Annotated in this window: 18 protein-coding genes and 1 pseudogene; 13 read left to right on the forward strand and 6 right to left on the reverse strand. The window is 69.6% G+C overall.

The window, feature by feature from the left end:
- Positions 1 to 4: 4 nt before the first annotated feature.
- Entirely contained in the window at positions 5 to 2,260 is a 2,256-nt protein-coding gene (locus G7A99_RS01755; protein ID WP_163138707.1) for a hypothetical protein, read from the forward strand.
- Positions 2,257 to 3,552: a glycosyltransferase gene (locus G7A99_RS01760; protein ID WP_163138708.1), complete on the forward strand. Its 1,296-nt coding sequence runs from the start codon at positions 2,257 to 2,259 to the stop codon at positions 3,550 to 3,552. The genes G7A99_RS01755 and G7A99_RS01760 overlap by 4 nt, the downstream gene beginning before the upstream one ends.
- Positions 3,553 to 3,558: 6 nt before the next feature.
- Here the strand turns inward: G7A99_RS01760 and G7A99_RS01765 are convergent, their stop codons facing one another.
- The 6 genes from G7A99_RS01765 to G7A99_RS01790 all read right to left on the reverse strand — a co-directional run bounded on the left by G7A99_RS01765 (position 3,559) and on the right by G7A99_RS01790 (position 10,198).
- On the reverse strand, positions 3,559 to 4,506 hold the full coding sequence (locus tag G7A99_RS01765) for an ornithine cyclodeaminase family protein (RefSeq protein WP_163138709.1): 948 nt from the start codon (positions 4,504 to 4,506) through the stop codon (positions 3,559 to 3,561).
- A 39-nt stretch (positions 4,507 to 4,545) separates the two neighbouring features.
- The gene (gene pgeF, locus G7A99_RS01770) at positions 4,546 to 5,286 is read right to left on the reverse strand and encodes a peptidoglycan editing factor PgeF (RefSeq protein ID WP_163138710.1); all 741 of its coding nucleotides are present in this window, start codon (positions 5,284 to 5,286) and stop codon (positions 4,546 to 4,548) included.
- A 139-nt stretch (positions 5,287 to 5,425) separates the two neighbouring features.
- On the reverse strand, positions 5,426 to 6,553 hold the full coding sequence (locus G7A99_RS01775; RefSeq protein WP_163138711.1) for an enoyl-CoA hydratase/isomerase family protein: 1,128 nt from the start codon (positions 6,551 to 6,553) through the stop codon (positions 5,426 to 5,428).
- A 188-nt stretch (positions 6,554 to 6,741) separates the two neighbouring features.
- Positions 6,742 to 7,524, reverse strand: coding sequence for an enoyl-CoA hydratase (locus G7A99_RS01780; protein WP_163138712.1), 783 nt, complete (start codon positions 7,522 to 7,524; stop codon positions 6,742 to 6,744).
- A complete protein-coding gene (locus G7A99_RS01785; protein WP_163138713.1) occupies positions 7,521 to 8,681 on the reverse strand; it encodes an acyl-CoA dehydrogenase family protein in 1,161 nt (386 codons plus the stop codon). The genes G7A99_RS01780 and G7A99_RS01785 overlap by 4 nt, the downstream gene beginning before the upstream one ends.
- A gap of 14 nt (positions 8,682 to 8,695) precedes the next feature.
- On the reverse strand, positions 8,696 to 10,198 hold the full coding sequence (locus G7A99_RS01790; protein WP_163138714.1) for a CoA-acylating methylmalonate-semialdehyde dehydrogenase: 1,503 nt from the start codon (positions 10,196 to 10,198) through the stop codon (positions 8,696 to 8,698).
- Positions 10,199 to 10,443: 245 nt separating this feature from the next.
- Between G7A99_RS01790 and G7A99_RS01795 the strand changes: the two genes are divergently transcribed.
- The 11 genes and pseudogenes from G7A99_RS01795 to G7A99_RS01845 all read left to right on the forward strand — a co-directional run.
- The gene (locus G7A99_RS01795) at positions 10,444 to 11,214 is read left to right on the forward strand and encodes an SDR family NAD(P)-dependent oxidoreductase (protein ID WP_163138715.1); all 771 of its coding nucleotides are present in this window, start codon (positions 10,444 to 10,446) and stop codon (positions 11,212 to 11,214) included.
- Positions 11,215 to 11,551: 337 nt separating this feature from the next.
- Positions 11,552 to 12,355 carry an ABC transporter ATP-binding protein gene (locus G7A99_RS01800; protein WP_163138716.1) on the forward strand — a complete coding sequence of 268 codons (804 nt, stop codon included), beginning with the start codon at positions 11,552 to 11,554 and terminating at the stop codon, positions 12,353 to 12,355.
- The gene (locus tag G7A99_RS01805) at positions 12,355 to 14,319 is read left to right on the forward strand and encodes a long-chain fatty acid--CoA ligase (RefSeq protein WP_205599694.1); all 1,965 of its coding nucleotides are present in this window, start codon (positions 12,355 to 12,357) and stop codon (positions 14,317 to 14,319) included. Before G7A99_RS01800 ends, G7A99_RS01805 begins: the two co-directional genes overlap by 1 nt.
- Before the next feature lie 21 nt (positions 14,320 to 14,340).
- Complete coding sequence (locus tag G7A99_RS01810; RefSeq protein WP_018719175.1) at positions 14,341 to 15,234, forward strand: branched-chain amino acid ABC transporter permease; 894 nt, start codon at positions 14,341 to 14,343, stop codon at positions 15,232 to 15,234.
- 61 nt (positions 15,235 to 15,295) lie between these two features.
- On the forward strand, positions 15,296 to 16,360 hold the full coding sequence (locus G7A99_RS01815; protein ID WP_018719174.1) for a branched-chain amino acid ABC transporter permease: 1,065 nt from the start codon (positions 15,296 to 15,298) through the stop codon (positions 16,358 to 16,360).
- A gap of 89 nt (positions 16,361 to 16,449) precedes the next feature.
- Positions 16,450 to 17,688, forward strand: coding sequence for an ABC transporter substrate-binding protein (locus tag G7A99_RS01820; RefSeq protein WP_018719173.1), 1,239 nt, complete (start codon positions 16,450 to 16,452; stop codon positions 17,686 to 17,688).
- 61 nt (positions 17,689 to 17,749) lie between these two features.
- Positions 17,750 to 18,571 (forward strand): ABC transporter ATP-binding protein, encoded by an 822-nt coding sequence (locus G7A99_RS01825; protein WP_018719172.1) that lies wholly within the window; start codon positions 17,750 to 17,752, stop codon positions 18,569 to 18,571.
- Between the two features lie 13 nt (positions 18,572 to 18,584).
- Complete coding sequence (locus G7A99_RS01830) at positions 18,585 to 19,826, forward strand: phenylacetate--CoA ligase family protein (RefSeq protein ID WP_163138717.1); 1,242 nt, start codon at positions 18,585 to 18,587, stop codon at positions 19,824 to 19,826.
- 213 nt (positions 19,827 to 20,039) lie between these two features.
- On the forward strand, positions 20,040 to 20,789 hold the full coding sequence (locus G7A99_RS01835; protein WP_163138718.1) for an electron transfer flavoprotein subunit beta/FixA family protein: 750 nt from the start codon (positions 20,040 to 20,042) through the stop codon (positions 20,787 to 20,789).
- Positions 20,790 to 20,791: 2 nt separating this feature from the next.
- Positions 20,792 to 21,736: an electron transfer flavoprotein subunit alpha/FixB family protein gene (locus G7A99_RS01840; RefSeq protein ID WP_018719169.1), complete on the forward strand. Its 945-nt coding sequence runs from the start codon at positions 20,792 to 20,794 to the stop codon at positions 21,734 to 21,736.
- A 146-nt stretch (positions 21,737 to 21,882) separates the two neighbouring features.
- Positions 21,883 to 22,353: pseudogene (locus G7A99_RS01845) on the forward strand (EAL domain-containing protein); the annotation flags it as partial.

The following is a 22,353-nucleotide window of genomic DNA, read 5'->3' on the forward strand; positions in this document are numbered from 1 at the left end:
CGCGTTGCGCTGGAGCTGGCTGCCCTGGCGATTTCTCATCCGGCGGGCCGCCCGGGCCCACGGCTTCCTCGACCCCCTGGCGCTGATCGCGCGGCTGCAGCGCTTCGCCCAGCCCTCGGAGGTCTCCGAGCCCATCGAGCTTCTGCGCGCGGGCGTGGTCTTCCACGCCCGCGGGCTGATCAACACCCGGGTGATCCAGCACAACCTGGACTGGGTGTGGCCCTACTGGATAGAGCGCCAGTTCGATCCGGCCAGTGACGCCTTCATCCCGCGGGCGTTCTCCGTCACCCACGTCAATCTCACCCACCGCAACTGGACCGCCGTGGGCCGGCCGGATCATGCCGGGCTGCCCATTGTGGACCCGCGTGGGCTGGTGACGCCCTTCTATGACGGTCCCTCGCTGGACGCCTGGGTGCTGGGCGATGACGGCGAGCGTCTCTACCCCTCGCGTGAGACGCACGCCTCTCAGTACGTCGAGCTCAATGACGACGGCGCCGTTGTCACCGAGGTGGTGCGCAACGGCCTGCGCCTGCTGACGAGGGCGGTGGTGCGCCGGGAGTCCGGCCGGGCGGTGCTGAATCTCCACTACGAGGCGCGGGCGCAGTCGGGGGGTGACCTCGCCCTCGCGCTGCGGCCGTACAACCCCGAAGGGGTCAGCTTCGTCCACCACGCCGTACTCGGTGACGACGCCCGCGGCTGGCGTGTCGACGGGGACTGGGACGTCCGCTTCGATGCCGCGGCCGACCGGCACTACGTCTCCGACTACCGCCACGGTGACGTCGCCATCCACCTTGACGATCCGGATGCCGCATCGGTCGCCGACTGCGATACCGGGCTGGCCACAGCCGCCGCGCTGTTCCGAATCGAGCCCGGTGGTATGCGGCGGCTCAGCGTGCGCGTACCACTGAAAGAGGCCGACACGACAGCGGCGGAAGGCGACTGGCACGAAGCCCTGGCGGGGACCGCCCGGTTCGATGTGCCCGACGCCGGGGTGCGCTTCCTCTACGACAATGCCCTGCGCACCGTCATGCTCCACACCGTGGAGGACTGCTACCCGGGCCCCTACACGTACAAGCGTTTCTGGTTCCGGGATGCCGCCTTCATCGTGCATGCCCTGCTGCACGCCGGCCTGACCGGCCGTGCCCGGCGCATGCTCGATCACTTCCCCGAACGCCAGCACCGCACCACCGGCTACTTCCACTCCCAGGACGGCGAGTGGGACGCCAACGGCGAGGCCATGTGGATCCTAGCGCGCTACCACGAGGCCACCGGCGAGACCCTGCCGGAGTCGTGGCTGCACGCGCTGCGCCGGGGCGGGCGCTGGATCGCGCGCAAGCGCACGGATCCGGACGGCGGGACGGCCCATGCCGGACTGCTGCCCGCCGGCTTCAGCGCCGAGCACTTCGGCCCCAATGACTATTACTACTGGGACGACTACTGGGCGGTGGCCGGCCTGGAGGCCGCCGCCGGGGTGCTCGAGGGCCATGGCGACGGGGACCGCGCCCGGGCGTTCCGGGACGAGGCCGTCGAGCTGCGCGGTACGCTGGAGCGCTGTCACGAGCGCGATGCCGGCCGTCTGGGACGCCCCCTGATCCCGGCGTCGCCCTACCGGCGCATGGACGCCGGAGCGGTTGGCGCGCTCGTCGCCGGCTATCCGCTGCGGCTGTTGCCGGCGGACGACGCCCGGCTGCTGGGCACCGCGGACTGGCTCATGGACAACGCCCGTGTGCACGGCGGTTTCTTCCAGGACATGATCCACTCCGGTATCAATGCCTACCTGACCCTGCACCTGGCGCAGGTGCTCATGCGTGCCGGCGATCCGCGCTGCCATGAGCTCATGCGCGCGGTCGCCGGACTGGCGACGCCCACGGGCCAGTGGCCGGAGGCCATTCACCCCCGCACCCTGGGCGGCTGCATGGGCGACGGCCAGCACGTCTGGGCCGCGGCGGAGTGGCTGGTCTACCTGCGCGACGCGTTCGTGCGCGAGGAGGGCGAGCGCCTGGTGCTCGCTTCGGGGGTGCCGCCCCAGTGGTTCGCGGCCGGCGAGCCCATGTCCTTCGGCCCGACGCCCACACGCTTCGGTCCGGTAACGGTGGACATCCGGCCCGCGACGGGTCATAACGGGGCCGTAGAGGTGTGCTGGCAGGCCGAGTGGCGCCGCCGGCCCGAGGGGGTGGATATCGCGCCGGCCGGGGTTGCGTCCGTTCGCGCCCGGGCGGAGGACGGCGCGGCGACCCTGCAATGGAGGGCCCCGGCATGAACATCCTCATGATGACCAATACCTACCTCCCCCACGTGGGCGGCGTCGCGCGCTCGGTGGACTCGTTCGCGCAGATGTACCGCGCCCGTGGTCACCGGGTGATGGTGGTGGCACCGGAGTTCGATGACGCGCCCCGGGACGAGACCGACGTCGTGCGCATCCCGGCGCTGCAGAACTTCAACGGCAGTGACTTTTCCGTGGTGCTGCCGGTGCCGCGTTTCCTGGAGCGGGCGGTGATGCGTTTCGAGCCGGACATCGTCCATTCGCACCACCCGTTCCTCATCGGTTCCACCGCGCTGCGGCTGGCCTCGCTGTTCGACCTGCCGCTGGTGTTTACCCACCACACCATGTACGAGCGCTACACCCACTACGTGCCCGGCGACTCCGCGGTGCTGCGGCGTTTCGTGGTGCAGCTCTCGACCAGCTACGCCAACCTCTGCGACCGGGTATTCGCCCCCAGCGAGAGCATCGCCGGTATCCTGGCCGCCCGGGGCGTGCACACGCCCATCGACGTCGTGCCCACGGGCGTGGATCTCGCCGCCTTCCGCGGGGGTGACGGCGCGTCCTTCCGGCGGCGTCTCGGCATCGACGCCGATGCCTTCGTGATCGGCCACGTGGGCCGGCTGGCCCACGAGAAGAACCTCGGTTTCCTCGCCCGGGCGGTGGCGCGGGTGCTCGCGGATGCACCGCACGCGCACTGCGTGATCGTCGGTGCCGGGGCCGCGGAGGATGATATCCGCTCGGCCTGCGAGCGTGCCGGCGTGGCCGCGCGGCTGCACATGACCGGCAAACTGGTGCAGCCCGAGCTTGCCGACGCCTATGCGGCCATGGACCTGTTCGCCTTCGCCTCGCTCACCGAGACCCAGGGCGTGGTCCTCGCCGAGGCCATGGCGGCGGGGCTGCCAGTGGTGGCCATCGACGCGCCGGGGTCGAGGGAGGTGGTGCGCGACGGCGAGAACGGACGGCTGCTGCGGGACCCGGACGAGACGGCGTTCGCCGCTGCGATCGAGGACGCCATGGCCCGCCGGGAGGCGGGCTGGGACGACTGGCAGGCCGCGGTCGCGGAGACCGCCCGGGCCTACTCCCTGCAGGCCTGCGCGGACCGGGCGCTGGCGCTGTACCGCGATCTCGACGGCACCGAGGGGCAGGCCGACGAGGACCATGACCTCTGGCACATGAGCCTGCGCCGTATCCGTGCCGAGTGGGACCTGCTCAAGGGCGTGGCCCAGGCGGCCGGGACGTCGCTCGGCGACGAGTTCCGTAACCGCCGGGACCAGCGCGATACCGGCTGACGCCGCTCAGGCGGCCCCGCCGGCGGCGTGCCAGACGGTGATCGCCGCCGCCAGGTCCTCCAGCGAGGCGCCGACGGACTTGAACAGGGTGATCCCGGCATCGTCGCGCCGCCCGGGGTGCTCGCCCCGGGCGAGGGCGGCGAGATCGGCCTGGATGTCGCTGTCGTAGTCGAAGGCACCGGCCTCCGCCGCCTGGCGCAGGTCGCCGGCCTCGCCGCGGGCGCCGGCCTCGGTGTCGACGAACACCGCCGCGCGGCGCACGGCCTCGTCGTCGCTCTCGCGCATGTCCGCCCGGAAGGCGCCGACCAGGTCGAGATGGGTGCCCGGGCGCAGCCACTCGCCGTGGACCAGCGGCTCGGTGGACAGCGTCGCGCAGCTGACGATATCCGCCTCGCCCACCGCGGACTCGAGGTCCGTGACCGCCTCGCAGTCGATGCCCCGTTCCCGGCAGTGCGCCGCAACCGCCCGCGCCTTGTCGGGGTTGCGCCCCCAGATGCCCACGGAACGGATCGGCCGCACCGCCGCGTGCGCCTCGACCAGCATGGGCGACAGTGCCCCGGTACCGGCGACCACGAGGCGGCCGGCGTCGGCCCGGGCGAGGTAGCGCGCGGCGAGCGCGGAGGCGGCGGCGGTCCGCCGGCGGGTGAGCTCGCTGCCCTCGATGCAGGCCAGCGGCTGGCCGGTCTCGCCGCTGCAGAGGAAATAGACCCCGGAGATCGCCGGCAGGCCCCGTGCCGAGTTCTGGGGGAAGACGTGGGCCATCTTCACCCCGATGTAGCCGTCGTGCTCCCAGGCGGGCATCAGCAGCATGGTGGCCTCGCCGTCCGGGCGCGGGATCGCGTGATGGTGGCGTGGCGGGGCCTCGCAGCCCTCGCGGAACAGGGTCTCGATGCCGTCGATGAGCGCCGGCCAGGCAAGGGCCCCGGCGACGGCGTCAGCGCCGATGATCTGCATGGGTCGCGATCTCCTTCGTACCGGGTCGGGTGGCTGGCCTCACTCCCGCCAGATCAGGCTGGCCATGCGGCCGGTACGCCCGTCCCGGCGATAGGAGAAGAACCGCTCGGCGTCAGCATACGTGCACAGGCCGCCGCCGTGAATCGAGCCGACGCCGGCGCTCGAGAGCCGCCGGCGGGCCAGGGCGTAAAGGTCGGCGAGCCAGTGGCCCTCGCGTACCGCGCGGAAGCAGTCCCGGGCCCCGGGGTCGGCGAGCAGGCAGGCCTCGCGGACGTCGTCGCCGATCTCGTAGGCGTCCGGGCCGATCGCCGGCCCGAGCCAGGCGACGAGCTCGCCGGGCGGGCCGGTCATCGCGGTGACCGTGTTCTCCAGAATGCCACCGGCGAGTCCCCGCCAGCCGGCATGGGCGGCGGCGACCTGGGTGCCGGCGCGGTCGCAGAGCAGCACCGGCAGGCAGTCGGCGGTGAGCACCGCGCAGACGACACCCGGCTGGTCGGTGACGCTGGCGTCCGCCCGGGTGGCGTCGCGGTCCACCGTGCCGGCGGAGACCACCCGTACGCCGTGGACCTGGACCAGCCAGCGCGGCTCTTCCGGCAGGTGCAGGGCCTGGGCGAGGCGGGAGCGGTTGCCGGTGACGCTGAGGGCGTCGTCGCCGGTGCGGGCGCCGAGGTTCAGGCTGTCGAAGGGCGCACGGCTGCTGCCGCCGATGCGGGTGGTGGCGGCGGCGTGCACGCGGCGGGGCGCCGGCCAGTCGGGCGTGATCCACGAGGGTGCGTTCATATCGGGCAGTCTACACCGTGGGTGGCGGGAGAAAGTGGTGGCCCGACAGGGGGCCGCCGCCCGGCGGCAGGGCACCGCCGGGCGGGGCACGGAGGCCGCGGACGCGCCGGGCCCGGTACCGTGGGGACCTCCCGGGCGGTTACTCGGGGAGGTCGTCTAGCGGTGACGGATCGAGCCCCTCGGGGGCCTCGAAATGGGCGTCCACGAGACTGTCCTCCACTTCGGCGAGGGTCGCCGGGTTCCATCGCGGGTTCTGGTCCTTGTCCACCAGCAGGGCGCGGACGCCCTCGGGGAAGTCGTGGCGACGGGTGCACTGCACGGACATGGCCAGCTCGCGCCGGAACACCTGTTTGAGCGAGAGGTGGCGACCGCGGCGGAACTGCTCGAAGATCACCCGTGCGGAGGTCGGGGAGCCAAGCTCCAGGTTGCGGGTGGCGGTGGCCAGCCATTTGTCCTCCGGGCTGCTCTCGCGCATGGCCTCGAGGATGCCGGCGACGCTGTGCCGGTCGGTGACGTGGTCGATGAAATCGATGTGCTCGAGCACGTTCGAGTCCGGGCGCTCGCCGCGGCAGCCGTCGGCGAAGCGGCGCAGCAGCAGCGAGAGGTGGCCGCGGTTGAGCTCGGGGTCGTCGTCCCAGGCCACGTCGGCGAGCGCGGCGAAGATGGCGTCGCGGTGCTCGGCGGTGATGAAGTAGTCCGCGAGGCTGGTGTAGAGCGCGTCCGCGGCGTTCATCCGCGCGCCGGTGAGGCCGAGGAACAGGCCGACACGGCCGGGCATGCGGTTGAGGAACCAGGTGCCGGCGACGTCCGGGTACAGCCCGATGGTGATCTCCGGCATGGCGATGCGCGAGGCCTCGGTGACCACCCGGTGGCTGCCACCCACCATCATGCCGAGGCCGCCGCCCATGACGATGCCGTGGCCCCAGACCAGCAGGGGTTTGGGGTAGGTGTGGATGCGGTAGTCGAGGCGGTACTCCTGCTCGAAGAACTGCTCGCAGAAGGTGCTGCGCCCGCCCTCCGCCTCCTGGATGGCGTGGTAGGTGGCGACCACGTCGCCGCCGGCGCAGAAGGCCTTTTCGCCGGCGCCGTGGAGGACCACGCAGGCGATGCCCGGGTCATCGGCCCAGCGCTCGAGCTGCGGGCGCAGGGCGGCGATCATGGCGGGATTGAGGGCGTTGAGCGCCTTCTCGGCGTTCAGGCGCGCGAAGCCCACGCGGCGGCCGTTGGCGGCGCTGACCTCCTCGAAGATGACGGGCTGGTCGGACATTCGGTGCTCCTTGGTGCGATCGGATGGACGGCCGTACCCGGCCGCCGGTGACGGGCATTGTGGCCGCCGGCCGGCCGGATGCCAATCCACGCGACGGCAGCCGGAAGGAGGGAGGGCGGTGCCGGACGCGCCGCGGGGCGCGTCCCGGTACCGTCGCCGGCGACGCCCGAAGCGGGTGGCCGTGCGGCTCAGCGGTTGCGCCACTGCGGCGGGCGTTTCTCCAGGAACGCGGCGACGCCCTCGCGCTGGTCGGCGGTATCGAACAGGCGCACGAAGCGTTCGCGCTCGTCCGGGAGGTTGTCCGCCATGGGCCGCCGCTGGGCGCCGTCGATCAGGGCCTTGCAGTGGGCGACCGCGGTGGGACTCTGGTTGCCGACCTGTCCGGCGAGCGTGAGGGCGCGCTCCAGGGCCTCGCCACGACCCACGGATTCCTCCACCAGGCCGATGCGCAGCGCCGTGGCGGTGTCGAGCTGCTCGCCGCAGAGGATGATGCGCTTGGCCCAGCCCTCGCCGACCAGCCGTGGCAGACGCTGGGTGCCCCCGGCGCAGGGCAGCAGGCCGACCTTGGCCTCGGGCAGGGCCAGTTTCGCCTGCTCCTCGGCGATGCGGATATCGCAGGCCAGCGCCACCTCCAGGCCGCCGCCCATGGCAAAGCCGTTGACGGCGGCGATGGCGACGCCGCGGAAGGCCGCGAGGGCCTCGAAGGCCTCGCCGAAGCGCCGGGCCATGTCGGCGGCCACGGCGGCGTCGCCGTCGGCGAAGAGCTTGAGATCGGCCCCGGCGGAGAAGAATTTCTCGCCCTCGCCGGTGAGCACCAGCGCGTAGACGTCGCGGTCCGCGTTGAGCTCGGCGATCAGGCGGGCGAAGTCGATCAGGCCCTCTCGGGTCCAGGTGTTGGCCGGCGGGTTGGACATCGTCACCACCGCGGTGTGACCGCGCCGCTCGACGGTGAGATTGGTGTGGTCGCTCATCGGATTGCCTCCGCGGCGTGGTCGGCGAGCATGCGGCGGCCGATGATGAGCCGCATGACCTCGTTGGTGCCCTCCAGGATCTGGTGCACGCGGGTATCGCGCACGTGCCGCTCCAGCGGGTACTCGCGGATGTAGCCGTAGCCGCCGTGGATCTGCAGCGCCTCGTTGCACACCCGGAAGCCCACGTCGGTGGCGAAGCGTTTGGCCATCGCGCAGTAGGTGGTCAGCTCCGGGTCGCCGTGGTCGAGCCGCCACGCGGCCAGGCGGACCATCTGCCGGGCGGCGACCAGCTCCGTGGCCATGTCCGCGAGCTTGAACTGCAGGGCCTGGAAGTCCGCCAGCGGCCGGCCGAACTGCCGGCGCTCGTGCATGTACCGGCTCGCCGCCTCCAGCGCGGCCTGGGCGGTGCCCACCGAGCAGGTGGCGATGTTGATGCGGCCGCCGTCCAGGGCCTTCATGGCGAGGCGGAAGCCGTGGCCCTCCTCGGCGAGGAGGTTGTCCGCGGGCACGCGCACGTCGTCGAAGGTGATGGCGCGGGTGGGCTGGCTGTTCCAGCCCATTTTCTCTTCCTTGCGTCCGTAGGAGATGCCTTTCAGGTCCGCGGGCACCGCGAACGCCGAGATCCCGCCGGGACCCTCGCCGCCGGTGCGGGCGAAGACCACGAGCACGTCGGTGTCGCCGGCGCCGGAGCTGAAAACCTTGCCGCCGTTGAGCACGTAGTGGTCGCCGTCGCGGCGGGCGCTGGTGCGCAGGCTGGCGGCGTCGGAGCCGGCACCGGGCTCGGTGAGACAGTACGAGCCCAGGCGTTGCCCGGAGGTGAGGGCCTCGCCCCACTCGGCGACCACGGACGTGCTGCCCCAGGTGGTGATCATCCAGGTGACCATGTTGTGGATGGTCAGGAACGCCGCCGTGGAGGTGCAGCCGCCGGCGAGCTCCTCGAAGATGATCGCCGCGTCCAGCCGCGGCAGCCCGAGACCGCCGGCGGCCTCGTCGGCGTAGATGCCGCAGAAGCCGAGCTCGCCGGCATGGGCGAGCACGTCCTTGGGGAAGTGGCACTCCGCGTCCCAGCGCGCGGCGTTGGGGGCGAGCTCGTTGGCGGCGAACTCCCGCGCGGCCTCCTGGAAGGCGGTCTGCTCGTCGTTCAGGGAGAAGTCCATGGGCGTGTCTCCCTTCAGCCCAGGTTGATGGTCATGTTCGGGCCGTGGCCGTCGGGGATGTCCGACTCGAACCACCGCTCGATGACCGTCTTGGTCTCGGTGTAGAAGCGCACCGCGTCCTTGCCGTAGGCGTGGAGGTCGCCGTAGAACGAGCCCTTGCCGCCGGTGAACGAGAAGAACGGCAGCGGCACGGGAATCGGGATGTTCACGCCGATCTGCCCGACCTCGCACTCCCGGCGGTACTTGCGCACCGCGGCCCCGGAGTCGGAGAAGATCGAGGTGCCGTTGCCGTAGGGGTTGGCGTTCACGAACTCGATTGCCTCGTCGAGGGTATCGACGTGGACGACGTTGAGCACCGGCCCGAAGATCTCCTCGCGGTAGCAGCTCATCGCGGCGGTGACGTTGTCGATCAGTGTCGGCCCGACCCAGTAGCCGTCCGGGTAGCCGTCGACCTGGTAGCCGCGGCCGTCGAGCAGCAGCGAGGCGCCCTCGGACTCCGCCGTGCCGATGATGCGCTCCACGCGCTCCTTGGCGGCGCGGCTGATCAGCGGACCGTAGGCGGCCCCGGCGTCGCCAGTCACGCCCGGGCGGGTCTTCTCGAAGCCGGTTTTGAGGTCGTCGACCCAGTCGCGGGTCTCCTCGCCGACGAGCACCACCACGGAGATCGCCATGCAACGCTGGCCGGCGGCGCCGCAGGCCGCACCCACGAGGGCGTTGACCGTCTGCTCGCGGTTGGCGTCCGGCATCACCACGGAATGGTTCTTGGCGCCGACCATGCACTGCACACGCTTCAAGTGGTCGGTCGCCGTGCGGTAGATGTGCTGGCCCACGTGGGCGGAGCCGACGAATGACACCGCCTTGATGTCCGGGTGGGTGAGCAGGGTGTCCACCTGCTCCTTGCGCCCGTGCACGATCTGCAGCAGGCCCTCGGGGAAGCCCGCCTCCTGCCACAGCTCGGCGAGGCGCATGGGCGTCAGCGGATCCTGCTCCGAGGGCTTGAGCACGAAGCTGTTGCCGCAGGCGACCGCCAGCGGATACATCCACAACGGGATCATGGCCGGGAAGTTGAACGGCGTGATGCCGGCGCACACGCCGAGGGGCTCGGTCCAGCTGGTGGTGTCCACGCCGCCGGCGACCTGGGCCATGGCCTCGCCCATCAGGTGCGTGGGCACGCCCATGGCGTGCTCGACCACCTCGATGCCCCGCCAGACGTCGCCCTTGGCGTCCGCGAAGGTCTTGCCGGTCTCCTCGGCGAGGATGCCGGCGAGCTCGTCGTGGTGCTCCTTGAGCAGCGCCTGGTAGCGCATCACGTAGCGGGCCCGCTCGGATACGGAGACGTCGGCCCATGCCTTCTGGGCCTCTTTGGCCGAGGCGATGGCCCGGGCCATTTCGTCATCGGTGGTCACGGGGGCGCGGGCGATCACCTCGTCCGTGGCCGGGTTGGTGACGTCGATCCACTCGCTCGCCTCGCTGTCGACGAAGCGGCCTTCCAGGAAAAGGGGGACGGTTCGAGTCATGGGGACACCTGTATGGTTATGCCGGGCGCCGCGCGGTGGCGGTGCCGCCTCTCCTCCGGTCGCGTGAGCCGCGGCGTGTCGGCCCGGCCCATGGTCCCGCGGCCGGGACTCTCGACTGCCCGAACCATTCTAGTTACGTTTACGTTAACGTCAATTTAGTGGGCCTCGTTGCGCGTTAATCCTGGCGGGCTTCGAGGATTGACATATTAAAGGCAAGCGCCCGCGGGCGCGTGGGGAGCAAAACGATGCGGCTGGACGGAAAGGTGTTCCTGGTTACCGGGGCGGGTTCGGGTCTCGGTGGGGCGACGGCGCGGGAGCTTGTGGGGTGTGGTGCCCGGGTGGTGCTCGCCGACCTCAACGGTGAGGCCCTGGCGGCCCTGGCGCAGGAGCTCGGCGATGCCGCCGTGGCCTGCGAGGCGGACGTTACCGACGAGGCGGCGGTCACCGCGGCGGTGGCAAAGGCCCGCGAGGCCTTCGGCGCTTTGCACGGGCTGGTGAACTGCGCCGGCGTGGTCCACGGCGAGCGGGTGCTGAACCGCGACGGCGACCCTCACGGGCTGGAGAGCTTCGCCCGGGTGGTGCAGATCAACCTGGTGGGCAGCTTCAACTGCCTGCGTGTTGCCGCGGCGGCCATGGCGGACAATGAACCGGACGCCGAGGGCGAGCGTGGTGTGGTCATCAACACTGCCTCGGTAGCGGCCTTCGACGGCCAGGTGGGGCAGGCGGCCTATGCCGCCTCCAAGGCCGGCGTGGCGGGGCTGACTCTGCCCCTGGCGCGGGATCTCGCCGACCGCGGGATCCGGGTGATGGCCATTGCGCCGGGGATATTCGAGACGCCCATGATGGCAGGTCTGCCCGAGAAGGTGCGCGAGAGCCTCGGCGAGCAGACGCCGTTCCCGCCGCGTCTCGGGCGGCCGGCGGAATATGCCGCGCTGGTGCGCCACATCTGCGAGAACGTGATGCTCAACGGTGAGGTGATCCGGCTCGACGGCGCCATCCGGATGGCGCCGCGGTAGGCGGTGCGTGGCGGGGCGCGGAGCGGTGGCGCCCCGGTGTGGCGCCGGCCGTTCCCCGGGGCGTTTTTCGGGGTTGAATTAACGTTTACGTAAACGTAACCTCCAATCATCGGCAGAGGGCGGACCCTTCGAGACCATAACCCGTCCCGCCGACAGGAGGAGGAGAGGTCCGGCCGCGGTCCGGCCAGGGGCCCGTCCCGCGTTGCGGGCCGGCGGGCCGCCGACGGGGCGCACCGTTCCAGCGCGCCGGCCCCGGCCCCGCGGGGTGGGTTCGCGGGCATGCCTCTCCCGGAGACATGACAGGCGGCCGAGGCCGCCACAGACAGGGGAGTTCGGCATGGCTGAATCCGGGATCGGCGATGTCATCCTGAACGTCGACGACATCACGCTGTCGTTCGGCGGTGTGAAGGCGCTGCGTAACGTCGGCCTCGACGTGCGCGAGAACGAGATGTTCTCGATCATCGGTCCGAACGGCGCCGGCAAGACCTCGCTGCTGAACTGCATCTCCGGGCGCTACCACCCGCAGCAGGGCAGGGTCCGGTTCGACGGCACCGACGTCACCCGCCTGCGGCCGAACCGCCGCTGCGAGATGGGTATCGGCCGGACCTTCCAGAACCTGGCGCTCTACGACCACATGAGCGTGCTCGACAACATCATGGTCGGGCGCCACCACCACCTCCGGAACAACTTCTTCACCGGCTCGCTGTACTGGCTCACCGGCGCCCGCCGCGAGGAGCTCGACCACCGCGCCCAGGTCGAGGACATCATCGACTTCCTCGAGATCGCGCATATCCGCAAGTCCGTGGCGGGCACGCTCTCCTACGGGCTGCGCAAGCGTGTCGAGCTCGCCCGTGCCGTGGCGCTGCGCCCGCGGCTGATCCTCCTCGACGAGCCCATGGCGGGAATGAACCACGAGGAGAAGGAGGATATGGCCCGCTACATCGTGGACCTCAACGAGGAGTGGGGGATCACGGTGATCATGATCGAGCACGACATGGGCGTGGTCATGGACCTCTCCCACCGTGTCGTGGTGCTCGACTTCGGCGAGGTCATAGCCGACGGCGCCCCGGAGACGATCATGGCGAACCCGCGGGTGCGCGAGGCGTACCTGGGCGAGGACAGCGACGCGGAGGTGGCCTGATGGCTGAGCGTGCGATGGAGCTGCCGGACATCCGGCATCACGACACCTTCCCCAAGCTGGTCGCCTACAACGCGGCGCACTGGGGCGACGAGGTGGCGATGCGCGAGAAGGAGTTCGGCATCTGGAACGAATACACCTGGCGGGACTACGACACCGCCGTGCGGCGCTTTGCCCTGGGTATGCACGCCCTGGGCGTGGAGCGTGGCGAGACCGTGTGCATCATCGGCGGCAACCGCCCGGAGTGGGTGCACTGCGAGGTCGGCGCCCACGCCATCGGCGCGATGAGTCTCGGCATGTACCAGGACAGCCTCAACGACGAGGTGGCCTACCTCATCAACTACGCCGAGGCGCCGCTGGTGATGTGCGAGGACGAGGAGCAGGTGGACAAGGCGCTGGAGATCACCGAGCAATGCCCCTGCGTGCGCCATATCGTCTACCACGATCCCCGCGGCATGCGTAAGTACGACGACCCGCGGCTGATCAGCCAGGACGAGCTCTTCGAACGCGCCGAGGCGCTGGAGCGTGAGCGGCCTGGCCTGTACAAGGAGATGCTCGCCGCCGGCCGGGGCGAGGACGTGGCCATGCTGATCACCACATCGGGCACGACCTCCAAGCCCAAGCTCTCGATGATGCAGGCGGGGCCCTTCCTGGATCACTGCCTGGCCTATCTCCGCGCCGACCCGAAATTTCCCGACGACAACTACGTCTCGGTGCTGCCGTTGCCGTGGATCATGGAGCAGGTCTACGCCGTGGCGCAGTCGCTGCTCAGCCGGATCACGGTGAACTTCGTCGAGGCCACCGAGACCATGATGGCCGACCTGCGCGAGATCGGCCCGAACTTCGTGCTCCTCGCGCCCCGGGTCTGGGAGACCATCGCCGCCGACGTGAAGGCGCGGATGATGGAGGCCTCGCCGTTCAAACGCCGGATGTACGACGCCGGCATGCGACTCGGCATGGAGGCGGTGGAGCGCGGCGAGCACTCGCGGCTCGCCCACTGGATCCTCTTCCGTGCGCTCAAGGACCGTCTCGGCTTCACCTACCTGCGCTCGGCGGCCACCGGCGGTGCGGCGCTGGGTCCGGACACGTTCAAGTCCTTCCTGGCCATGGGCGTGCCGCTGCGCCAGCTCTACGGCCAGACCGAGCTCGCCGGTGCCTACACCATCCACCGCGGCGACGACATCGATTACGACACGGTGGGCGTGCCCTTCGACAACGCCGACGTGCGTATCGACAACGCCGACGAGAACGGGGTCGGGGAGATCGTGGCCCGCAACAGCGGCATGTTCCTCGGCTACTACAAGAACGAGAAGGCCACCGCCGAGGACATCGAGGACGGCTGGATGTACACCGGCGACGCCGGCTACTTCAAGAAGAGCAACGGCCACCTGGTGGTAATCGACCGGGTCAAGGACCTGGCCACCACCTCCCGGGGCGATCGCTACTCGCCGATGTTCATTGAGAACAAGCTCAAGTTCTCGCCGTTCATCGCCGAGGCGGTGATCCTCGGTCACGAGCGGCCCTATCTCGCCGCGATGATCTGCATCCGCTACGGGATCATGGCCAAGTGGGCCGAGCAGCGCGGGGTCGCGTTCACCAACTACACCAATCTGTCGGCGCAGCCGGAGGTCTACGACCTCATCCGCTCGGAGGTGGAGCAGGTCAACGCGACGCTCCCGGAGTGGCAGCGCATCCGCAAGTTCCTGCTGCTCTACAAGGAGCTGGACCCGGATGACGGCGAGCTCACGCGCACCCGCAAGGTCCGCCGGGGTGTGATCCAGGAGAAGTACAGCGACATCATCGAGGCGGTCTACGGCGGTGACGATCAGGTGCACGTGGATACTGTCATTACCTTCCAGGACGGTACCACCTCGCGGATCCGCACGGACCTGCGCCTCGTCGACCTGGCACCGGACGATGGCGTGCCGTCCGCCGCCGGCGAGAATCGCGCCGCCGGCGCGGCCTGACCCCGACAGGAGGAGAGAGGGATGAACTGGGAACTGCTCGGTCAGCTGCTCGTCAACGGGGTCATCGTCGGCACGCTCTACGGCGTGGTCGCGATGTGCTTCGTGCTCATCTACAAGTCCACGCAGGTGGTGAACTTCGCCCAGGGCGAGTTCCTGCTGATCGGCGCGTGGGTATGCTGGGCGCTGCTGGTGAAGTTCGGGCTGCCGTTCTGGCTGGGCTTCCTGGTGACGCTGGCGTTCATGTTCGCCTTCGGCGTGCTGCTCCAGGTGGTGGTGCTCAGGCCGATGATCGGCGAGCCGATCATCTCGGTGATCATGCTCACCATCGGGCTGTCGATCTTCTTCCAGGCACTGCTGTCGTGGATCTTCGGCGAGTTCGTGAAGCCGTTCCCGGAGGTGTTCTCCGTCGACTCGGTGACCATCCTCGGGCTCAACGTCCAGCCCGCCTACATCATGAGCCTGGTGATCTCGCTGGCGATCATGGTGGGCTTCTTCTGGTTCTTCAAATACTCGCGCATGGGCCTGGCGATGCGGGCCACCGCCTTCGACCAGCAGGTCGCGCAGAGCCTCGGGATCTCGGTGAAGCACGTCTTCGCCCTGTCCTGGGCGATCTCGGCGATGGTCTCCTCGCTCGCGGGCGTGGTCATCGGCATGGTCAACGGCGTGTCCTCGGCGCTGTCGTTCTACGGCATCAAGGTCTTCCCCGCCGCCATCGTCGGCGGGCTGGACTCTATCGTCGGCGGCATCGCCGGTGGGCTGATCATCGGCATCCTGGAGAACGTCGCGCAGTTCGTGGACAGCCAGTGGCTGGAGTGGGGCAATCTCTACGAGATCGTGCCCTTCTACGTGCTCGTGGCGATCCTGATGATCAAGCCCTACGGGCTGTTCGGTACCCGCGACATCGAGCGCGTGTAGGCGCGCGCCACAGTAAAACGCCCCGGCACCATGGACGCCGGGGCCGAGGAGGAGAGTCGGCATGGCTTTGAGCGCGGACAGCATGCGCTGCGGCGAGTTCCGGACCAGCTACCGGGCGGATACCACCATCTTCCCAACCCCGATGTCGCGGAACTTCGCCATCGCCGGGGTGCTGGTCCTGGTGCTGGCGCCGCTGTTCCTGAACGCCTATTACCTCAACCTGCTCATCCAGATCGGCTACTACGGCATCGCCGCGCTGGGGCTGAACATCCTGGTGGGCTTCTCCGGCCAGATCTCGCTGGGGCATGCCGCGTTCTTCGGCTTCGGTGCCTTCGCCTCGGCGTGGCTGAACAATACCACCGGACTGCCGGTGATCCTGTGCATCCCGCTGGCGGGGGTGATGACCACCGCGGTGGGGATGATCGTCGGCGTGCCCGCCGCGCGCATCAAGGGGCTGTACCTCGCCATCGCGACGCTCGCCGCGCAGTTCATCCTGGAGGATTTCTTCAACCGCGCGGCGTGGTTCACCGGCGGCTCGTCGGGGGCGCTGGCCGACCCGATGTCGCTGTTCGGCTATACCTTCAGCACGGATCAGAGCTATTTCTACCTGGTGCTGGCGTTCGTGGTGGTGATGTACCTGCTGGGCGCGAACCTGCTGCGCAGCCGCGACGGCCGCGCCTTCGTGGCGGTGCGCGATCACTATCTCTCCGCCGAGATCATGGGGATCAACCTGACCAAGTACCGGATCCTCGCCTTCGGCGTGTCCTCGTTCTACGCCGGCATCGGCGGGGCGCTGTTCGCCCACTATCTGGGCTTCGTCTCCGCGGAGGGCTTCACCATCCTGCTGTCCATCCAGTTCCTCGGGATGATCATCATCGGCGGGCTGGGCTCGGTGATGGGCACCCTGATGGGCACCGCCTTCATGGTGCTGCTGCCGGAGGTCATGGACGGCACCGCCGGCGTGGTCAGCCAGTTCTTCCCGGGCTTCAGCCAGGGGCTGGCCTATCTCAAGGAGATGGCTGTGGGCCTGGCGATCGTGCTGTTCCTGATCTTCGAGCCGGACGGGCTCGCGCACCGCTGGAAGCTGATCAAGGCGTACTGGAAGCTCTACCCGTTTTCCTACTAGCAGGAAGCGGTCCCGGCGGTTCGCCGGGGCCACAAGGGGCCCCGGCCCCGCCATAAAAGCGCCAACAAGGCACTGGAGGAGAGAGAAGCATGATGCGCAGCATGACCCTCGCGATCACGGCGGCCGCGGCCGTGGGGCTGGCGAGCGGCGTCGCCGCCGCCGAGCCCATCCACGTCGGCCATCTCGCCGCCTACACCGGCCCGACCTCGGCGGTGGGCAAGGTTTACGGCCAGGGCATCGAGGACGCCATGGCCTACATCAACGAGCAGGGGGGTATCGACGGGCGGACCCTCGAGCGGCACACCGTGGACTACTCCTACGAGGCACCACGGGCTATCGCCGCCTACAAGCAGTGGACCAGCTCCTACGATCCGCCGGTGATCCAGGGCTGGGGCACCGCGGACACCGAGGCGCTGGTGCGCTTCGTCGCCCGGGACAAGATCGTGTACATGTCCGCCTCCTACTCCGGCCACCTCACCGACCCCACCGGCAAGTCGGAGCACACCAAGTCGGCGGCGCCGTACAACTTCTTCTACGGCCCGTCCTACACCGACGGCTGCCGCGCCATGGTGTCCTGGGCGAAGGACGACTGGGAGAGCAAGGGGGGCGAGGGCAAGCCCAAGTGGGTGCATATGGGGGACAATCACCCGTACCCGAACGCCCCCAAGGCGGCCTGCACCGAGTATGCCAAGAACCAGGGCTTCGAGGTGCTCAATCCGATCGTCTACTCGCTCTCGCCCGGTGACTTCAAGGCGCAGTGCCTGTCGCTGAAGGAGTCCGGGGCGGATTACGCCTACCTGGCCAACACCTCCGGTTCCAACATCTCGCTGCTCAAGGCCTGCGACACCGTGGGTACCGACGTGCAGTTCGTCTCCAACGTCTGGGGCTTCGACGAGCTGGCCGCGCCCGCCGCGGGCAAGGCCGGTGACGGCATCGTCTTCCCGGTGGGCGCCGCCCAGTGGGGTGCCGATGTCCCGGGCATGAAGACGATCGAGGCGATCTCGGAGATGTCCGGCGGCGGCGAGCGCGCCCTGCACTACATGCGCGGCGTGTGCTCGGTGTACTTCATGCGCGACGCCATGGAGATGGCCGCCGAGGACGGCGAGATCACCGGGCCGAACGTGAAGGCGGCGCTGGAGAGCATGAGCGACCACGTTCCCGAGGGGATGGAGGGCGTGTGCCTGCCCCACACCTGGACCCCGGAGAACCATCGCGGCACCACCCAGGTCATGGTCTACCAGAACCACTGGAAGGGTGACGGCGACTTCTCGCTGGAGAAGCTCACCACCGTCGATCTGCCGCGCCGCGAGGACTGGCTCGGCTGGTAAGCCGCACCGCCGCCGGGGCGTTCGCCCCGGCGGCACCCATCAACAGCGAGGGGGAAGCGTCATGTCACAACCGGCGGGGGCGGCCACTGCGGCACCGGTACTGGCGGTGAACAACGTCGAGGTCGTCTACGACGACGTCATCCTGGTCCTGCGCGGGGTCTCGCTGGAGGTCCCCAAGGGGCAGATCGTGGCGCTGCTCGGGGCGAACGGGGCGGGCAAGTCCACCACCCTCAAGGCCATCTCCGGGCTGCTGCGGACCGAGGACGGCGAGGTCACCCGCGGCAGCGTGGAGTTCGAGGGCGAGACCATCAGCAACCGTCCGCCCGAGGAGATCGTGCGCCGGGGCATCTTCCAGGTGATGGAGGGCCGGCGCATCGTCGAGGACATGACCGTGGTCGAGAACCTCCGCCTGGGCGCGTTCACGCGCCGGGACAAGGAGGGTATCCGCGCCGACATGGAGATGGTCTTCGAGTACTTCCCGCGCCTGCGCGAGCGCTCCGGCGGACTGGCCGGCTACCTCTCCGGCGGTGAGCAGCAGATGCTCGCCATCGGCCGTGCCCTCATGGCGAGGCCGAAGATGCTGCTGCTCGACGAGCCCTCGATGGGGCTGTCGCCGCTGCTGGTCAAGGAGGTGTTCGCCATCATCGGGCGTATCAACCGCGAACAGGGCCTGACCATGCTGCTGGTCGAGCAGAACGCCAACTTCGCGCTGCGCATGTGCGACTACGGCTACATCATGGAGAACGGCAAGATCGTGCTCGATGGTAGCCGCGAGGCGCTGATGAACAACGAGGACGTCAAGGAGTCCTATCTCGGTGGCGGCGAGGAGCGGCGGTCGTTCAAGAACCTCAAGAGCTACAAGCGCCGCAAGCGCTGGCTGTGAACCGGGAGGCGCGATGAGCGAGCACTACGACGAGCGCGAGACGCGTACCACCGAGGCGCGGGCGGCGGCCATCGCCGAGGCCCTGCCGGCCCAGATCCGCAATGCCCAGGCGAATGCCGCGCACTACACCGAGAGCCTGGCCGGCATCGACGCCGGCGACATCACCGACGCGGCGGCGCTGGCCCGGCTGCCGGTGCTGCGCAAGTCCGAGCTCATCGAGCGCCAGCAGGCCGAGCCCCCGTTCGGCGGCCTTACGGCGGTCGGCCACGAGGCCACACTGCGGGTCTTCCAGTCGCCGGGCCCGATCTACGAGCCCCAGACCCGGCGCGAGGACTTCTGGCGCTTCGGCCGGGCGATGACGGCCGCCGGTTTCCGCCGCGGTGGCGGGCTGGTACACAACACCTTTGCCTATCACTTCACGCCCGCGGGCTCGATGTTCGACAGCGCCGCCGCCGCGCTCGGCTGCCCCGTCTTCCCGGCGGGCACGGGGCAGACAGAGCTGCAGGTCCGGGCCATGGCCCAGCTGCGTCCGCGTTACTACACCGGCACGCCGTCGTTCCTGAACATCCTGCTGGAGAAGGCGGACGAGCTCGGCGAACGGGTGGATTCGCTCAGCCACGGCCTGGTGACCGCCGAGCCGCTGCCGCCGTCGCTGGTGGAGCGCTTCCGCGAGCGGGGCATCGAGGTGCACCAGTGCTACGGCACTGCGGACCTCGGGCTCATCGCCTACGAGACCGCCGCGCGGGAGGGGCTGGTGGTCGATGAGGACGTGATCGTCGAGATCGTGCGTCCCGGCACCGGCGAACCGGTGCCGGAGGGCGAGGTCGGGGAGGTGGTGGTGACCACCCTCAATCCCGACTATCCGCTGATCCGCTTCGCCACCGGCGACCTCTCCGCGGTGATGCCCGGGGCGTGCCCCACCGGACGTACTAATCGCCGGATCCGCGGCTGGATGGGTCGCGCCGACCAGACCGCGAAGGTGCGCGGGATGTTCGTGCACCCCTCCCAGGTGGATGCCGTCGCCCGCCGTCACCCGGCGCTCGGGCGCACCCGCCTGGTCGTCACCCGCGAGGACCACCGCGACGTGATGACCCTCTACTGCGAGACGGCTCAGCCCGAGGACACGGCGCTGGCCGGCGCCGTGGGCGAGAGCATCCGCGAGTTGTGTAAACTGCGTGGCGAGGTGGCACTGGTCGCACCGGGCGAGTTGGCGAATGATGGCAAGGTCATCGACGACCAGCGCGATTACGCCTGATGGCGTGCGCGCCACACGCGGTGTCGTTCCCGGGCAGGTGTCCGCACCCCCGGCGGGTGTAAGCAGGGGGTAGAACCGGCACTGCTTATAGCCAGAGGAAACCGCTCTCGGTAGGCGGGTGCCATAAGGGGTTATTCTTACCCCCGAGGACGAGAGGCCGGTGGATGCCACGCCGGCGAAGCAAGCGGAAAAACCATTGGGACGGGAGCGATCATGAAGGTACTGGTCCCGGTCAAACGGGTGGTGGACTACAACGTCAAGGTCCGCGTCAAGGCAGACGGCTCCGGGGTGGAGACCGCCAATGTCAAGCATTCCATGAACCCCTTCGACGAGATCGCCGTCGAGGAGGCGGTGCGGCTCAAGGAGGCCGGCAGGGTCGAGGAGATCGTCGCCGTCTCTCTGGGCGAGCAGAGTAGCCAGGAGACCCTGCGCACGGCGCTCGCGATGGGCGCCGACCGCGCCATCCTGGTCGCCACCGATGAAGCGCTGCAGCCGCTGGCCGTGGCCAAGGCGCTGGCGGCGCTGGTCGAGCGCGAGCAGCCCGGCCTGGTGATCGCGGGCAAGCAGGCCATCGACGACGATGCCAACCAGACCGCGCAGATGCTCGCCGCGCTGCTCGGCTGGGGGCAGGGTACCTTCGCCTGCGGCGTGGAGCTCGGCGACGACGCCGTGACCGTGAACCGCGAGGTGGACGGCGGCACGCAGACCGTGCGCCTGAAACTGCCGGCGGTGGTGAGCACTGACCTGCGCCTGAACGAGCCGCGGTACGTGAAGCTGCCCAACATCATGAAGGCCAAAAAGAAGCAGCTCGACGTCATCGATGCCGGCGAGCTGGGCGTGGATCTCGCCCCGCGACTGACCACGCTCAACGTCGCCGAGCCGCCCAAGCGCCAGGGCGGCGTCAAGGTCGCCAGCGTCGCCGAGCTGGTGGAGAAACTCCGCAATGAAGCGAAGGTGATCTGACCATGGCCAACGTGCTGATCATCGCCGAACACGACAACGCCGCCCTCGGGCAGGGCACCCTCTCCACCGTCACCGCCGCCGCCGAGATCGGTGGCGACGTGGACGTGCTCGTCGCCGGCCACGACTGCCGCAGCGTCGCCGACGCGGCCGCCGCGCTGCCCGGCGTCGCGCGGGTGCTGCACAGCGAGGCGCCGCACTACGAGCACCCCACCGCGGAGGACATGGCCGCGCTGGTCACCGAGCTGGCCCGGGGCTACTCCCACGTGCTCGCCCCCGCAAGCACCTTCGGCAAGAATTTCCTGCCGCGGGTGGCTGCCGGGCTGGACGTGGCCATGGTCTCGGACATCGTCGGCGTCGAGTCGGCGGATACCTTCCGCCGTCCCATCTACGCCGGTAACGCCATTGCCACCGTACAGAGCCAGGACGCGATCAAGGTGGTGAGCGTGCGAGCCACCGGCTTCGACCCGGCGGCCACCGAAGGCGGCAGTGCCGCGGTGGAGTCCCTCGAGGCGATGCCCCACGCCGACATCGCGGAATTCGTCGACGAGTCGCTTACCAGCTCCGACCGCCCCGAGCTCACCGCCGCCGAGATCGTTGTCTCCGGCGGACGGGGGCTGGGTTCCGGCGAGAACTTCCAGCTCATCGAACGCATCGCGGACCGCCTCGGCGCCGCCGTCGGTGCCTCGCGGGCGGCGGTGGACGCCGGTTTCGTGCCCAACGACTACCAGGTCGGTCAGACCGGCAAGATTGTCGCGCCCAAGCTCTATATCGCGGTGGGCATCAGCGGGGCGATCCAGCACCTCGCCGGCATGAAGGACTCGAAGGTGGTGGTGGCGATCAACAAGGACGAGGAGGCGCCGATCTTCGAGATCGCCGACTATGGCCTCGTCGCCGACCTCTTCGAGGCGCTGCCGGAGCTGGAGTCGGAGCTGGACAAGACCGGCTGACCCCGCCGCGGCCGCCGGCGGGTATGCGGTTGACGTACCCGCCGGTGGCCGGCATAAAGGCACCGGGAGTAACGGGCCGTGCCCGTTATCGTCTTTTCGGGTTGTGCGGCCGGGTGGCCGGCCCGATGCGGATTTGATCGATCATCATGAGCTGCAGTTTCTGTGATGGCGTCCCGGCGCCGCTGCCGGCGGGCGACGGCGAGCTTTTCGTCGCCGTGCCCATGCCCCATACCCGGGGCAAGCTGGAGGGTGCGGCGCGGGAGCACGGTGTCGAGGGGGCCCGCCGCGAGCGCGACGTGGTCGCCTTCCAGGTACCCGCGGACGGCCTCGCCGGGCTACTCGATGGCTTCCAGCAGGCGCTGTCCGCGGCGGAGCAGCGGGATTGCCTTGCGGTGTTCCAGGGTCGGGGCGAGACCCTTGATGCCGCCGGACTCGCCCGGGCACGTTCACTGCAGGTCCTGTGCGCGCTTGCCGCTGGAAGCTGGCTGCTCGATCTCATCGACGACGGCCGGCTGGCGAGCCATTTCCAGCCCATCATGCGCAACCACGGTGCCGGACTGTCGGTATTCGCCTTCGAGGCGCTCGCGCGCGGGCGGGGCGCCGACGGTGAGACCATC

The sequence above is a fragment of the Arhodomonas sp. KWT genome (genome assembly GCF_010993615.1).

Bases quoted from the DNA above. Each gene is read 5' to 3' on its own strand.
- G7A99_RS01760 (WP_163138708.1), top strand. From the start codon at position 2,257: ATGAACATCCTCATGATGACCAATACCTACCTCCCCCACGTGGGCGGC.
- G7A99_RS01765 (WP_163138709.1), bottom strand. From the start codon at position 4,506: ATGCAGATCATCGGCGCTGACGCCGTCGCCGGGGCCCTTGCCTGGCCG.
- pgeF (WP_163138710.1), bottom strand. From the start codon at position 5,286: ATGAACGCACCCTCGTGGATCACGCCCGACTGGCCGGCGCCCCGCCGC.
- G7A99_RS01775 (WP_163138711.1), bottom strand. From the start codon at position 6,553: ATGTCCGACCAGCCCGTCATCTTCGAGGAGGTCAGCGCCGCCAACGGC.
- G7A99_RS01780 (WP_163138712.1), bottom strand. From the start codon at position 7,524: ATGAGCGACCACACCAATCTCACCGTCGAGCGGCGCGGTCACACCGCG.
- G7A99_RS01785 (WP_163138713.1), bottom strand. From the start codon at position 8,681: ATGGACTTCTCCCTGAACGACGAGCAGACCGCCTTCCAGGAGGCCGCG.
- G7A99_RS01790 (WP_163138714.1), bottom strand. From the start codon at position 10,198: ATGACTCGAACCGTCCCCCTTTTCCTGGAAGGCCGCTTCGTCGACAGC.
- G7A99_RS01795 (WP_163138715.1), top strand. From the start codon at position 10,444: ATGCGGCTGGACGGAAAGGTGTTCCTGGTTACCGGGGCGGGTTCGGGT.
- G7A99_RS01800 (WP_163138716.1), top strand. From the start codon at position 11,552: ATGGCTGAATCCGGGATCGGCGATGTCATCCTGAACGTCGACGACATC.
- G7A99_RS01805 (WP_205599694.1), top strand. From the start codon at position 12,355: ATGGCTGAGCGTGCGATGGAGCTGCCGGACATCCGGCATCACGACACC.
- G7A99_RS01810 (WP_018719175.1), top strand. From the start codon at position 14,341: ATGAACTGGGAACTGCTCGGTCAGCTGCTCGTCAACGGGGTCATCGTC.
- G7A99_RS01815 (WP_018719174.1), top strand. From the start codon at position 15,296: ATGGCTTTGAGCGCGGACAGCATGCGCTGCGGCGAGTTCCGGACCAGC.
- G7A99_RS01820 (WP_018719173.1), top strand. From the start codon at position 16,450: ATGATGCGCAGCATGACCCTCGCGATCACGGCGGCCGCGGCCGTGGGG.
- G7A99_RS01825 (WP_018719172.1), top strand. From the start codon at position 17,750: ATGTCACAACCGGCGGGGGCGGCCACTGCGGCACCGGTACTGGCGGTG.
- G7A99_RS01830 (WP_163138717.1), top strand. From the start codon at position 18,585: ATGAGCGAGCACTACGACGAGCGCGAGACGCGTACCACCGAGGCGCGG.
- G7A99_RS01835 (WP_163138718.1), top strand. From the start codon at position 20,040: ATGAAGGTACTGGTCCCGGTCAAACGGGTGGTGGACTACAACGTCAAG.
- G7A99_RS01840 (WP_018719169.1), top strand. From the start codon at position 20,792: ATGGCCAACGTGCTGATCATCGCCGAACACGACAACGCCGCCCTCGGG.